This window comes from Venatoribacter cucullus, from assembly GCF_016132445.1.
Taxonomy (GTDB): domain Bacteria; phylum Pseudomonadota; class Gammaproteobacteria; order Pseudomonadales; family Oceanobacteraceae; genus Venatoribacter; species Venatoribacter cucullus.
The window spans coordinates 2,079,088-2,093,282 of record NZ_CP046056.1 but is presented as its reverse complement, the minus strand read 5'-3'; the positions used below and the strand labels follow the sequence as shown (position 1 = coordinate 2,093,282).

13 protein-coding genes are annotated in these 14,195 nt (G+C 51.7%); 10 read left to right on the top strand and 3 right to left on the bottom strand.

All coding sequences use genetic code 11. The annotated features are described in order from the left end of the window. Position 1 precedes the first annotated feature (1 nt). From GJQ55_RS09960 to GJQ55_RS09940, 5 genes are all read left to right on the top strand, one after another. Positions 2-2,689, top strand: a complete 2,688-nt coding sequence (locus tag GJQ55_RS09960) for a VPA1269 family protein (RefSeq protein WP_228344812.1) — start codon at positions 2-4, stop codon at positions 2,687-2,689. Next, the gene (gene gmtX / locus GJQ55_RS09955) at positions 2,689-3,357 is read left to right on the top strand and encodes a gamma-mobile-trio protein GmtX (protein WP_228344811.1); all 669 of its coding nucleotides are present in this window, start codon (positions 2,689-2,691) and stop codon (positions 3,355-3,357) included. The genes GJQ55_RS09960 and gmtX overlap by 1 nt, the downstream gene beginning before the upstream one ends. Then, positions 3,350-3,655, top strand: coding sequence for a VPA1267 family protein (locus tag GJQ55_RS09950; protein ID WP_228344810.1), 306 nt, complete (start codon positions 3,350-3,352; stop codon positions 3,653-3,655). The genes gmtX and GJQ55_RS09950 overlap by 8 nt, the downstream gene beginning before the upstream one ends. A gap of 16 nt (positions 3,656-3,671) precedes the next feature. Next, positions 3,672-4,463 (top strand): ANT(3'')-Ia family aminoglycoside nucleotidyltransferase AadA1, encoded by a 792-nt coding sequence (aadA1, locus tag GJQ55_RS09945; RefSeq protein WP_001206316.1) that lies wholly within the window; start codon positions 3,672-3,674, stop codon positions 4,461-4,463. Between the two features lie 472 nt (positions 4,464-4,935). Next, positions 4,936-5,538: a hypothetical protein gene (locus GJQ55_RS09940; RefSeq protein ID WP_228344809.1), complete on the top strand. Its 603-nt coding sequence runs from the start codon at positions 4,936-4,938 to the stop codon at positions 5,536-5,538. 479 nt (positions 5,539-6,017) lie between these two features. Here GJQ55_RS09940 and GJQ55_RS09935 read toward each other — a convergent pair whose 3' ends face one another. Next, a complete protein-coding gene (locus GJQ55_RS09935) occupies positions 6,018-7,196 on the bottom strand; it encodes a PilT/PilU family type 4a pilus ATPase (RefSeq protein ID WP_228344808.1) in 1,179 nt (392 codons plus the stop codon). Between the two features lie 390 nt (positions 7,197-7,586). Next, on the bottom strand, positions 7,587-9,323 hold the full coding sequence (locus GJQ55_RS09930; protein WP_228344807.1) for a Na/Pi cotransporter family protein: 1,737 nt from the start codon (positions 9,321-9,323) through the stop codon (positions 7,587-7,589). Between the two features lie 332 nt (positions 9,324-9,655). On the opposite strand from GJQ55_RS09930, the gene rpsP reads away from it, so the two are divergent. The 5 genes from rpsP to GJQ55_RS09905 all read left to right on the top strand — a co-directional run bounded on the left by rpsP (position 9,656) and on the right by GJQ55_RS09905 (position 12,577). Then, positions 9,656-9,907, top strand: a complete 252-nt coding sequence (gene rpsP / locus GJQ55_RS09925) for a 30S ribosomal protein S16 (RefSeq protein WP_228344806.1) — start codon at positions 9,656-9,658, stop codon at positions 9,905-9,907. A 21-nt stretch (positions 9,908-9,928) separates the two neighbouring features. Next, positions 9,929-10,465, top strand: a complete 537-nt coding sequence (gene rimM, locus GJQ55_RS09920) for a ribosome maturation factor RimM (protein ID WP_228344805.1) — start codon at positions 9,929-9,931, stop codon at positions 10,463-10,465. A 3-nt stretch (positions 10,466-10,468) separates the two neighbouring features. Continuing rightward, positions 10,469-11,224, top strand: a complete 756-nt coding sequence (gene trmD / locus GJQ55_RS09915) for a tRNA (guanosine(37)-N1)-methyltransferase TrmD (protein ID WP_228344804.1) — start codon at positions 10,469-10,471, stop codon at positions 11,222-11,224. A 10-nt stretch (positions 11,225-11,234) separates the two neighbouring features. Beyond that, entirely contained in the window at positions 11,235-11,588 is a 354-nt protein-coding gene (gene rplS, locus GJQ55_RS09910; protein WP_228344803.1) for a 50S ribosomal protein L19, read from the top strand. Positions 11,589-11,725: 137 nt separating this feature from the next. After that, positions 11,726-12,577 (top strand): thioredoxin fold domain-containing protein, encoded by an 852-nt coding sequence (locus GJQ55_RS09905; protein ID WP_228344802.1) that lies wholly within the window; start codon positions 11,726-11,728, stop codon positions 12,575-12,577. Between the two features lie 748 nt (positions 12,578-13,325). Here the strand turns inward: GJQ55_RS09905 and GJQ55_RS09900 are convergent. Continuing rightward, the gene (locus tag GJQ55_RS09900; protein WP_228344801.1) at positions 13,326-14,144 is read right to left on the bottom strand and encodes a pseudouridine synthase; all 819 of its coding nucleotides are present in this window, start codon (positions 14,142-14,144) and stop codon (positions 13,326-13,328) included. Positions 14,145-14,195 lie beyond the last annotated feature (51 nt).

Here is a 14,195-nt window from a genome sequence, read left to right as displayed (position 1 = left end):
GATGGCTAAGAAATCAAAACCGAAAGGTTACACCACCGATCTAACGCTGAGTTGGATTGCTGAAGATTTAGGGCCAGACTGGCTACAGTGGCAGCAGTATGGGACTGAATGGCTTGCTCAAGAACAGGCAGGTATTGGTCATAAACTCAAAGGTATCAGACACTTCTTAAACTATCTTGCGACCCACGCTCTGTATGCGGTTGATGTCGTCTCCATGTTTCAAGGACACCCTCAGGGGCACAAGGTCTCAAGCGAAGAGTTTAATAACTACCTCAAATCCAAAGGGGTAAATTCAGATAATCACATGTATGTTACTTACACTATTGAGTTGTCGGATTACATTCTAAAAACACATTTGTGCGCCGAAGCTGATAATGGAACTTCTATTCCTCTGTATCAGAACCCTTTTGATAGAGTTGCCAGCTCGCGCTCAAATACTGAAACCGTCCACAGCCCACTACCTTACCGTTACATCCAGCAGTTACGCCAGATTGTCTGTCCTTATCCTCCCGAATCCAATACTCAGAAGCCGTGGATAGGTCGTCATTTCAGCGATTGGCACTGGTCAATTGAACACCTTCAAAGTGGAAATCTTGCGTGGATGGAGGTTTCGCCTGAGGTGATTGACCCTGACGATCCAGACTGTATCTCCCGCACTCGAACTGTTACCCGCATAGAAGGCAAATCAAAAAAACAGGTAGAGATTCACGAAATCTGGTCGCCTGTTATGGCGATGTTTATGTTTACCAAACTTCACCTGCCGCTGCGCTCGTTTCAGGTGCGTTTTCTGGACTCTGGTGAAGGCGATACGTGGCGTTACGAACAGGGTCAGTGGGTGGAAAACACCAAGCACGCGTTTAAGTACGGCACCGCTAAACGCCCTTATCAGAAAGGTGTGTTCAAGCGTATTTTCGACTCGATGAGCGAGAGCTATTCAACGGGTCTGTACATCTCCACAAACAAAACAGCCGACCAGAATAAAGATGAAATCCAACGCGGCTACACCGTCCCGTGGGAGCACGAAGAACTGCTGTATTGGCTGGAAAAACTTCGTAATTGGCAAGAGAAATATAATCCGATAGATCGTCTAACCAAAGGCTCAGAGCTTGAGCGTGTTCACTTCGGAGGCACCAAATCCGAAACTCAAAAAAAGGAACTAGGAGAGTTTGCGTTCTTGTTCCGCGTACCAGCCTCCCATCATTGCATTGATGCTAATAGCGTAGTGAATCCTTGGTATCGCCTCTTATCCAAACTTGAGGATGATGTGTTTGCCAGTGGCCAAACGATGTCGAACGGTGAACGCCTGCGCTTCGTTAAGGATTACGGTGAGGATTACGCTAGTAACGAATCTGCAAAAGGAGCGACAGAATACCCCCTACACAGCTTGAGGGGGGGTGCTCGCGGCATCAGCAGGTTCGTTGCTACAGAATACCCCCTACACAGCTTGAGGGTATCGCTGATCACTTGCTACGCCATGGATACTGATCTTCCTCTGCCTGTTATATCTAAACTTTTAGCAGGGCATACGCGCCTGCTGATGACGATCTACTACAACAAGATCACGCCTTCAGTCATGGCTGAAAAGATGAAAGAAGCCAACGCAAGGCTCATCGAAAAAGGCGAGTCGTCGCTCAAGAATTTTCTGGTCGATGCTGAGATGAATCAGATCGAACTACGTGCCGCTTATCATTCGGATACTCATAACTCAATCGAGGTAGTATTGGCGAATCGCAATCCGATTGGTTGGGAAGAGCGTGCAACGGGGCTTTGCTTGGTGGGCGGCAATACGGTGCGTTCCGATGAACTGTCAACCGTGGGCGGTTGCTGGAATGGTGGCCCGATAATCAGAGATTCAAGCAGCAAAAGTCTTCGCGTTTATGGCTCAGTACCGCATGGCCCTGAAAACTGTGCGCGTTGCCGTTGGTTTATTACCGATGCCAGCTACCTGCCTGCACTTAACTCGCACTTCAACCAGATCAGCTACAAAGCGCATCAGGCAGCCGAACTGGCTGCTGAGCTTGAGGGCGATCTGGAGGTGCTTAAAGACGAGCTGTATATGGCTGAGGAGCAGGGTCACCCCTTCCTCAAACATGAGCAACTGCAAGCCCTTGAGCGCCGTTATGAAAAGCAGCGAGTTGAGGCTGACGAATACGCGAAGGACTACATCGCAACCTTCAATCTGATCAACCGCATCATCCAGATTGAGAATCAGCGTGAAGATGATGATGAAGGTCAGAAGCTGATTGCGGTGGGTTCTGGTGACGACCTCAGTGTAAGCATGAAGTTCATCGAAACCGAGTCTGAACTGCTGCACTTGTCGCTACTGTGTGATGATGCTGAGTTCTATCCCGACCTGCACGATGATCTGCGTAAAACCCCTGCCATCGCGAAGCGTACCAACGCTCTTAGCCGCATGATGGCACGCTCTGGCTACCAGCCTGTTTTCCTTGAAATGGATGAGAAGACTCAGCTTATTGCAGGTAATGCAATCATGCGAAAAATGGCGATGATTGCGAACCCCGATGACAAGCTTGAGGGGTATCGAATCGCATCCAATTACATAGAAGCTCAGCAATACCTAACGGATGCACGCTTGCTGGAACCAGGTTTCGAGGAGCTACGCAATATCACACCGTTGACTCTAGCGACTGATAACGCCAAGCGCATTTCCTTGGTGGAGGCTGACTGATGCAGATAGATATAAACGCTGTTTTAGAGACGTTGAAAGCAGGTAAATCTGCAAAAACGCAAGCATCATTGGATAAGCTGAACGAGGCGCTCAAAGCCTATTATGAGTCAGGTAAGCGCGACTTTTCGATCACGACAATTGGGCGTGTTTCAGCAGAAGCAAACGGCGTTGGTTATCAGTCAATTCGTGCAACAGCCAACAAGCATTACCGTGATTTGATTGAAGCATGGGCAGCTAAGGCTCAGACCACAACCAAGAAGCCGCCTTCAGTGGCTGCTCGCAAATCGGGTCAAGATTATCAGTTGCTAGAGCGCATTGATGATCCAGCGGTACGCGCCCTTTTCGGGCAAATCATCCGTGAGCGGGATCGCTACAGAAGCGAAGCCAACATGCTCAAGAACCAAACCCAGATCGTCATCGACAAGCGCCCTACGGCTTACAGTGAACCCCAGTCAGACGCCAGTGTGGAGCTGCTGCCCTCATTAAAGGGAATCTGCTCTGACAACGAGATTAAAGCCCTGCAAACCGTCTGCACCGATGAGTGGCTCGAAAAGCTCGGGTTCCAGGCGAACAAATTGGGTCAGGTGAAGGATGAGCTGGGTACGGAAATCCTGCCTCGTGGCTTCCTGACTGGGCTCAAGAAGATCTTGGGGGAAATTGATGAGTAATGGTCAGGAAAGAGCACGTCAGAACCTGAGTGCCTTCCAGCGCTGGGTGGCCACCCAAACGGATGACGACTTTAAGCAGATCGTCTTTCGGGGCCAGTTAAACCGTGGCGAAGTGGCCAAAGCCATAGGCATCGGAAAGAGCGCGTTGCGCCAGAATCCGGCCATCTTTTCACAGAACCAAAAGCTCAAAAGCCCCCTGAGATGGAGGGGTAATGATCTGAAAAATCGAGGTTATTCAGGTTGTGAAGCAGTATTGGACTGGGTGATGGTGTTGCGGTTTAATAAGAAAGCAAACTAATAAGCTGTTAAACATCATGAGGGAAGCGGTGATCGCCGAAGTATCGACTCAACTATCAGAGGTAGTTGGCGTCATCGAGCGCCATCTCGAACCGACGTTGCTGGCCGTACATTTGTACGGCTCCGCAGTGGATGGCGGCCTGAAGCCACACAGTGATATTGATTTGCTGGTTACGGTGACCGTAAGGCTTGATGAAACAACGCGGCGAGCTTTGATCAACGACCTTTTGGAAACTTCGGCTTCCCCTGGAGAGAGCGAGATTCTCCGCGCTGTAGAAGTCACCATTGTTGTGCACGACGACATCATTCCGTGGCGTTATCCAGCTAAGCGCGAACTGCAATTTGGAGAATGGCAGCGCAATGACATTCTTGCAGGTATCTTCGAGCCAGCCACGATCGACATTGATCTGGCTATCTTGCTGACAAAAGCAAGAGAACATAGCGTTGCCTTGGTAGGTCCAGCGGCGGAGGAACTCTTTGATCCGGTTCCTGAACAGGATCTATTTGAGGCGCTAAATGAAACCTTAACGCTATGGAACTCGCCGCCCGACTGGGCTGGCGATGAGCGAAATGTAGTGCTTACGTTGTCCCGCATTTGGTACAGCGCAGTAACCGGCAAAATCGCGCCGAAGGATGTCGCTGCCGACTGGGCAATGGAGCGCCTGCCGGCCCAGTATCAGCCCGTCATACTTGAAGCTAGACAGGCTTATCTTGGACAAGAAGAAGATCGCTTGGCCTCCCGCGCAGATCAGTTGGAAGAATTTGTTCACTACGTGAAAGGCGAGATCACCAAGGTAGTCGGCAAATAATGTCTAACAATTCGTTCAAGCCGACGCCGCTTCGCGGCGCGGCTTAACTCAAGCGTTAAAAGCCAAGGCTCTGGTAATTTTTTGTTGGTTGGGTGCATGGGCCTTGGCGGAAAACTGGGCAGTGGTTTCTGGTTCTCGGGTATGGCCAAGGCCAGCAACTTCGCCGCCCAATTTGGAAGCCAATATCGGCATCTTTCGGGTTATCGGCAGGGTGCCCAGGTTGTGGGGCAATTCGCCGAAAATTCTAAGCGCGTCAGGTAGCTTAGTGGTTTGTATCGGTGCCGGATCGCGAGCCGGTGCGGGGCTTCTTTGGCATTCGCATGCGAGCCGAGAAGTAGGGCTGGAAACCAACGGGTGAACCGGCTTCTAACCAGTCGCTGTAGTACGTTCCCGGCCTACGGCCGTCCACCGGACGCCACTATCGTGGCGCCGCTAAGCTCAGCGTTAGGCTTATAGAAAAATGGAGTTCGTAATGAAACAGGTGGTGCTATCACTCTTCATTGTCCTTTTAAGTGCTTGTGCATCGACGAACTGGTCGGCAAGAAACTATCAAGATGAATTTACCGATCAAAAAACGTGCAGAGTAGTTTACGGAACTGATTTTGGTAAGGGAATGGTCAAGGGGTTAGGCGGTATACATTATTATCCCTTCATTGAGAATGGTCCCGATGGTGTTGTTTTTGGGGTGCACAACGATTACGAAGTACCTGTTGGCGATGTTCAGATACGGATTGATGGGAATAACTTTATCTCGATATCGCAATCTGAAACACCTTTGCGCTTTTCCTCAAGCTCCCACAAGATAGATATGTCTTACATGAAAGGCATTGAAGGTGTTGACGCTGAGGCGATGGAGAAATCTATGGCTGCGACTATGGAAAATGTCCAAAAAATGTCAAGCCCGTACACGGCCACAGCGGGTGAAAAAGCGGAGAAGATTGTCGACCAACTTCAAGTAGGCAAAGTGCTCAAAATGCGTATTATCGGATTTGGAGTGAATTCAGTCGCAACAACTACTGGAGAATATGCATTAGGCGAAGATATCAAACAGGCACTGGCTAACTGTGGCATCTAAGCCTAACAATCGCAGGCACGGCGACGTCTTTTCCATTGCGGCTTCGCCTCCATTCCAAAGCCGCGCATACTGCGGGCGTTATTCCGAAATCTGAACGTTCGCTTTGCGACCAGAGCTACGGGTGGCCAATTTATCGTGGCACTCTCCAGCTACAGAACGAGTATGGTGGTACGGCCCTTGCTCACATTCAAACATCTATGAGGAAGTTATCTGTATCTTCGCCCTCACTCGATCACATCGCTGGTCGTGAAATACCTCGGGTGAATCGCCGCTTGCGGCGAGAGGGCAGAGCCCTCGGAGCGAGTGCTCCTCTTTTTACACACCAAATTACACACTGTGTAAAAATGGAAAATGCCCCAGAAGTCTTTGCTTGTGGGGCATTCACTCACTCACCGGCAGAAGTACACAGAATTCAGTATATACTCCATAAGCGGCCTTTTCTGCGAATACTGCATCGGGATTTATAAACGCCAGAAGCATCAGGCGTAGGCTTCTTCCACAGAACCTTCTTCCACCAGACTCAATGACAGCCCGGATGTTGCTGCAGCTGCTTTCGGTGCGGCTGGTTTTGTAGCCGACTCAGCGGGTTTGGCTGCCGGTTTGTTATCGCCCAGTTTAATGCGCAAGCGCAGGTTGTTTTCCGAGTCGGCGTTTTTCAGCGCCTGTTCCAATGTGATCTTGCCTTGTTTGTACAGGTGGTAGAGTGCGCCATCGAAGGTTTGCATGCCGAGGTTTTCGGATTTGCTCATGATCTCTTTAATCGACGGGAAATCGCCGCGGATAATCAGGTCTTCCACGGTTTTATTGCCCAGCAGCACTTCCACGGCGGCGGCGCGTTTGCCATCAACAGTGGGAATTAAACGCTGGGAAATAATGGCGCGCACGTTTTGGCCCAGGCCCAGCAGAATCTGGTTGCGGCGCTCTTCCGGGAACATATTCACAATGCGTTCAAACGCCTGGTTGGCGTTGTTGGCGTGCAGGGTAGAAATCGCCAGGTGGCCGGTTTCGGCAAAGGCGAGGGCATGCTCCATGGTTTCCGCGTCGCGGATTTCGCCAATTAAAATCACGTCCGGCGCCTGACGCAGGGTGTTTTTTAATGCGGCGGCGTAGCTCTTGGTGTCGGTGCCTACTTCGCGCTGGTTAATCACGCTTTTCTTGTGCTTGTGCACAAATTCAATCGGGTCTTCGATGGTAATAATATGGCCGGCGGTGGTGGCATTACGGTGGTCGATCAGTGCTGCCAGCGAGGTGGATTTACCCGATCCGGTACCACCGACAAACAGAATCAGGCCGCGCTTGGCGGTAATTACGTCTTTTAAGACCGGCGGCAGGTTCAGTTTGGCAATGTCCGGAATTTCGGTGTTGATGTTGCGGGCAACGATCGACACTTCGTGCTGCTGTTTGAAAATATTAATGCGGAAACGGCCGGACGAATTAGACATGGCCATATTCAGTTCGAATTCTTCTTCAAATTCTTTGCGTTGCGCGTCCGACATAATGGCGTAGGCAATTTTTTCAATATCGCCGGGGCCAAGTACGTCTCGGCTGAGGTGCTTTAATTGCCCCTGAAATTTCGCACAGGGCGGTGCACCTTTGCTCAGGTAGAGGTCTGAGCCATCGTGTTTTGCCAGTAGATGCAACCAGTTTTCGATGCTCATAAAGACTCCTTTAACGCAACGCTGCGTATTTTTTTAACGGGTTTACCAGATTATCTGCCGGGTGGCCGATGCTCTTATGACAGGAAATACTAGCAACTCAGCGGATGCAGTATTCAGTGAAGGTTGCGGCGTGGGTCGCAGGATTACGTTGTAAATATGACAAGCAGATCACAGTAATAGCGGTCGGTCTGAGGGTGGGGTTTTTAGTGTAACAGGATGTGTATTCGTGCTATCGCCTGTTACTTTTGTGCGGTTTTTGTACGTTGATTTGGCCGCTTGCAAAGTCAGGTATGGCGGTATTTTTCAGGCTGCCATTGCGGCTGCCGGTGAAGTATTCGGCCATAAAAAAAGCCGCCCGGGCAGGCGGCTTTTTAACATCCGGGGCAAGGCTTATTTCTTACCCGGAATGCGCTTGGCTTTCAGGCGGGTGCAGGCCGACGATTCGTTCACGTTCAGAACGTGGTCACCGATACGCTCCAGACGGTTGAGGATGTCTATAAAGGTTACGCCGGCACGCGGTGAGTAGGCACCGTTTTCCAGGCGGGCGTAGTGGTTGTCGCGGAATTCATCGCGCAGGTCATCCACCTGGTCTTCCAGTTTGATGGCATGACGCAGGTCCACGTCTTCAGCATCCCGGGCGACGTTCAGGCGCATATTGTGAATGGCGGCGCGCAGAGCGGTCATCATTTGCTGCATTTCGCTGTTGGCTTCTTCCGGCCAGTTGGTTTTGGCTTCCAGCATACGGTCGGACAGTTTGGAGACCTGGAAGTAAATGTCGGCGATACGCTCCATGTCGTTGATCATGGTTTGCATAAAGCGCATACGCTCAGAGAGTTCGTGTTCCAGATTGGTGTTTTCGGTAATGCTCACCAGATAGTCGGAAATTTCCATTTCCAGCTGGTCGGTGGTTTCTTCGTAAGCGTGAATGCGCTCCAGCAGTTTTTCCCGCGGGGCTTGCGGGTCAAACAGCAGTTCGTCCACCAGACCGTGCATCTTTTCAATAATTTCAGCGAAGTTCTGAATTTCTTTTTGTGCCTGCTCAACGGATAAGCCCGGTGAGGTCATCACGCCCAGGCTGATGTATTTCAGCTGGTACTGGTCGTCTTGCGGGCCGTTGTCCGGCAGCAGGCGTTCGATCAGGCGCACAATATAGGGTACGAAGGCAAATAAGATGACGACGTTCAGTACGTTAAAGGAAGTGTGAAACAGTGACAGCCCCAGGGTGGCATTCGGACGCGCCGCCGGGTCGTTGCCCATAATGGATACCGGGTTGTGACTGAAGGTTTGTACCACCAGATCGATACCGTTCAGCACCGGATAAATAACCGCCATCATCCACAGCACGCCGATCACGTTGAACATAAGGTGGAAGCGCGCCGCCCGTTTGGCATGCACGTTCCCCACCATGGCGGCAATGTTGGCGGTAACGGTGGTGCCGATGTTTTCCCCCAATACCATGGCGGCGGCAATCGGGAAGGAAATCCAGCCTTCAAACAGCATCACCAGCGTTATGGCGCTGGCGGCGGAGGAAGACTGCATCACCAGCGTCAGGATGGTACCGATGGCAACGAACAGAATCAGCGACAGGTAACCGTACTCGCTGAAGGTGTTCAGGAACGACAGCAGTTCCGGGTTGCTGCGGATATCCGGCACGCCGTTTTTAATAAATTCGAGGCCGATAAACAGAATACCGAAACCCACCATGGTTTCGGCAATGTTGCGCCAGCGCTGGTTTTTGGAGAACAGGAAGGCAAAGAAGATACCGATCAGCGCCATGGCGATGGGGGTGATCTGCATCTTGAAGCCGAACAGCGCAACAATCCAGGCGGTGATGGTGGTACCGATGTTGGCGCCCATGATCACGCCGGTGGATTGCACAAAGCTCAGCAGGCCAGCGTTAACAAAACTGACGGCCATAACCGTGGTGGTGGTGGATGACTGGGTAATAGCGGTGGTACCCAAACCCGTGAGAACGCCGGTTAAACGGTTGCGGGTCATGCCGCTGAGGATGCCTTTCAGACGATTGCCGGCAATTTTTTGCAGACCTTCGCTGAAAATTTTCATCCCGAAAATAAAGATGCCCAGGGCACCGATCAGCTGCAGGAAATCAAAGAAAGAGTAAGTCATGTACCACCGTTGGGTTGCTGTAGTTGCCCGTATCACCGGCTCCCGGAGCCTGGCTGTCAGATGCTGGCCGCTGTTTTATGACAGGGGTTGGCATTTCTGGGCGCGTATTATGAACGCTGGATGACAGATCCCGAAAGATTTTTAGTGTCAGTTGGCGTACTTTTTCAGTGGCCCTTGTTATAAATCAGGACATTGCATAAACTATGCGCCCTTTTAACAGGCCCCATGTGTCTGGAGTCTGGCCATTGGCCAGTTCGGGAAGCATGGGATGATTAACGGCAGGCGATCCCAAAACCTGTCACTTGATAAACCGATCGGAGTGATCTGACACTATGGTAGTAATCCGTTTGGCCCGTGGTGGCTCTAAAAAACGTCCTTTTTATCACATTAACGTAGCTGACGCGCGTTCGCCTCGCGACGGTCGCTTTATCGAGCGTGTTGGGTTTTTTAACCCTGTTGCTCGCGGCCAGGAAGAAGCTTTCCGCATCAATGCCGAGCGTGTTGAGTACTGGCTGGCCAAAGGTGCCCAGCCGACTGATCGCGTTGCCAGCTTACTGAAGCAAGCCAAAAAAGCTCAGGCTTAATTGGCTGACGGAGATCTGAACTTGTCACACCAGGCGGCGGACCAGGAACTCACCATCCTTGGCAAAGTAACCACCGCATTCGGTATTAAAGGCTGGGTGAAGGTGTATTCCTACACCGATCCCATGACCAATATTCTGGACTACCCCAACTGGCTGCTGAACATCGGCGGCGAGTGGAAGACGTTCCGGGTAAAAGACAGTCAGGTCCACAGTAAAGGGTTGGCGGTAGCGCTGGACGGCATCAACGACCGTGACGCGGCTCTGGCCTTGTCTCAGGTTGAGATTGCAGTACCGACCAGTGAGTTACCTGAACTCGAAGACGATGAATATTATTGGTTCCAGTTACAGGGCCTGAAGGTGGTAAACACCCACGGTGAATGGCTGGGCCAGGTAAAAGAACTGCTGGATTCCGGTGGTGGCAATCAGGTGATGGTTATTAATGCCTGCGAGGGCAGTATTGATCGTCAGCAACGCCTGATTCCTTACGCTGAAACCATTGTTCTTAAGGTTGACACAGAACAGGGTGAAATTCTGGTCGACTGGGAAGCGGACTTTTAACCGGTGTGGTTTGGGGTTATCTCGCTGTTTCCTGAAATGTTCCGGGCATTAACCGAATACGGTGTCAGTGGCCGGGCCGTGAAACAGGAAAAAGTGAGTGTGACGTGCTGGAATCCCCGTGATTTCACCCACGACAACTACCAGACCGTGGACGATCGTCCGTACGGTGGCGGCCCGGGTATGCTGATGAAAATTCAGCCTCTGCGCGATGCCATCCACGCAGCCAAAGCGGCGGCGGGGGAGGGCGCGAAGGTGATTTATCTGTCACCTCAGGGACGCAAACTGGATCAGCAAGGGGTGCTTGAGCTTGCTCAGCACGACAAACTGATTCTGGTGGCCGGACGGTACGAAGGCATTGATGAGCGTTTAATTGAACGCGAAATCGACGAAGAGTGGTCTCTGGGCGATTTCGTGTTAAGTGGTGGTGAATTAGCCGCCATGACGCTGATGGATGCTGTAATCCGGCTGGTGCCCGGTGTGTTGGGGCACGAACAGTCGGCCCAGCAAGACTCCTTTATGGACGGTTTGCTGGATTGTCCGCATTACACCCGCCCGGAAGTTTACGAAGGGCAGGCCGTACCCGATGTGTTGCTGAGTGGCAACCATGAAAAGATCCGCCAGTGGCGCCTCAAGCAGTCACTGGGAAGAACCTGGCAGCGCCGTCCCGATTTACTGGCAGCGCTGGAACTGACAAACGAGCAACAAAGGTTATTGACAGAATATCTGCGCGAGCACGATCAAACCTCGGCAGACTGTTAAGGAGCGAATAATGAGCAACAAAAACGCAATCATTCAACAGATTGAAAATGCCCAGTTGAAAGCCGACATTCCGGCGTTCAGCACCGGTGACACCGTTGTCGTGAATGTAAAAGTTAAAGAAGGTGAGCGTGAGCGTGTCCAGGCTTTTGAAGGCGTGGTAATCGGCAAGCGTAACCGTGGCCTGAACTCTGCTTTCACCGTGCGTAAAATCTCTCACGGTGTGGGTGTAGAGCGTACTTTCCAGACTCACAGCCCGATGATCGCTGGTATCGAGCTGAAGCGTCGTGGTGACGTACGTAAAGCCAAGCTGTACTACCTGCGCGAGCGCAGCGGTAAGTCTGCACGTATCAAAGAAAAGGTGTAATCCTTTTTCCGGTACAAAAGAACGGGCCTTGTGCCCGTTTTTTTATTGCACCCCGTCAGCCCTTGTGGAATGGTAGCCGCGTTGAACGCATGTCCGTACAGACGGTCTGATTTATCCCGCAGTTAAGGTAGTAAACCATGAAGAAGATTCTGATCGCTGCACTGCTGAGCTTTGGCAGTGTGGTTGCGGTTCAGGCCGCAGAAGCCACGCAGGAGCAACAGGTGGAAGCGCGCCTGGTGTCTGCATTTGGTCCGCGTCTGCAGGTGCAGGAAGTGGTTGCCGTGGCCGGTAAGCAGCTGCTGGAAGTGGTTCTGATTGATGGCTCGGTGATGCACATGACACCGGACATGAACTACTTTCTGTACCGCGATGAGCTGTACCAGTTAACCCCGGGCGAAGTGGTTAACGTTACCCAAAGCCGCCTGAATCCAAAACGCGTCAGTAGCCTGAGTAAGGTGACTGATCAGCAAAGCGTGCTGTTTGCTGCCAAGGGTAAGCAAAAAGCCCTGATTAATGTGTTCACTGATATTGATTGTGGCTTCTGTCAGAAATTGCACCTGGAGGTGCCGCGCCTGAATGAGCTGGGTATTGCTGTGCGCTATCTGGCTTACCCGCGTGCTGGTATCAACAGTCCACAGACCGGGCAGCTGACCGATTCGTATCAGAAATTGAATTACGTCTGGTGTGCGCAAGACCGCACAGCGGCGATGACGGCAATGAAAAATACCCAGCGAGACCTCGGCATGGCAGCGCAGCGCGTGCGTCAGGGGGCTGGTTCTGCCGCCGAACAGCAGTATCGGGATGCGGAAAAGAAAATGCAGGCCATGCTCAGTGCCAGCAAAGATTGCAACGCACCCATTACTGCGCAGTTTGAATTGGGGCATCAGGTGGGGGTAACCGGTACGCCGGCCATCATCACCGAAGATGGCACCCTGATTCCCGGTTATATGCCGGCCGATGAGCTGGCCCGGCGGCTGGGCATCCTCTGAAAGTACGGCTGAAGATACTGCCATAAAGCGTCAGTATTACGTCATTTAAAAACCTCCTGCGGGAGGTTTTTTTGTGCCGTCAGGTAATCAGACCTGCCGATGTAAGTGCTCACTCAAGGAAAACTCCCTTATTTCATCAGCATTCTGGCGGAGCCCTGTTGTGGCGCAGCGTGATCCATTCCGGCGCACGTTATACACATTGCTCTGTTGTCGTCAAAAAGCTGCCATTATTGGCCTGATAATTCGCAAGATTTGTATTGATTTATATAACTTATTGATTTTAAAGGATATTTTATCTGGTTAAAAAATAACCAATCTGAAGTGAGTGCCCAAGTTATCGTGATTTCGGGCATTTTTTAAAGGTTTACTCACATGGTTATCCACAGATTCTGTGGAAAGATACCCGGCAATCAGAAAGAAGTCTGAATTTGGTTGCAGATTGGCTGATTTATTTCTCTTCCGTACTCTTGACGGCACGGTTGGAAAAAGATTATGCACACTTGAAAATATCCCTTCTTTTACTGTGGGGCAAAATTCCTCAGGCTTTCCGGACATATAACTGAATAGGTATCCTATTGAAATATATAAGGTTTATCTGCTGTTGTAATTTCGGACAATTTGCTGAAAGCCGCGTCGATACAGGCTTTGTGAGATTTATCAGGATGTTATCCAGTGTTTTATCCACAGAATCTGTGCATAACCGGCGCAGGCCGCATAAGTGCTGGCACAGCGCCTCTGTGGGCAACTTTCAGTTCTCCGTGTCGTCCGTGTCATCGTTTCCATTAAGGAATAAATCCAGCGATGGGTGTACCGGTTCGCTGAATGATGCGGCCAGTCCGGCCGGCACGGCATCCAGCCAGCCGAATCGTTGCAGCAGCTGACGCCAGATGGCATCCAGCGGGGCGTGGAAGGTAAGAGGCTCCCCGCTGAGCGGGTGGGTAACGCTGAGGCTGGCGGCGTGCAGTAGCAGGCGCGGTGCGTGCAGCTGGTCACGGAAATAACGGCTGTGGCGGCCTTTGCCATAACGCGCATCACCAATAATAGGGTGCGCCAGGTGTTTCAGATGGCGGCGGATCTGATGCTTACGACCGGTATGCGGCGTGCATTGCACCAGCGAGTAACGCGACTGCGGGTATTTATCGATAAACACCGGCAGCTCCACCTGGGCCAGACGACGGAAGTCGGTAATGGCTTCCTGCTCTTCCCGCACCTTTTCGTGTTTGGCGTATTTATCGACAGGAGGCGCCATGGGTTTGTCCAGATGCACAAAGTCCGGCATCCAGCCACGTACAATGGCCAGGTATTGCTTTTCCACCGTGCGCTGACGCCACAGGTCAGTGGTCAGGCTGGCCATCTCCGGGCTTAAGGCAAAGGCCAGTACGCCAGACGTGGGTTTATCCAGCCGGTGCACCGGATACACACGCTGGCCGAGCTGGTCGCGCAGCAGTTGCAGGGCAAAGCGGGTTTCGTGGCGGTCGATTTCGCTGCGGTGTACCAGCAGGCCGCTGGGTTTGTTAATCACCACCAGGGCGTCGTCTTGGTACAGAATCTGAAGTTCAGGAGTCATGGGCGGGGCTGCGGCAAAAGCGCGATTGTACTGTAAATCGGCGAGGCTGGG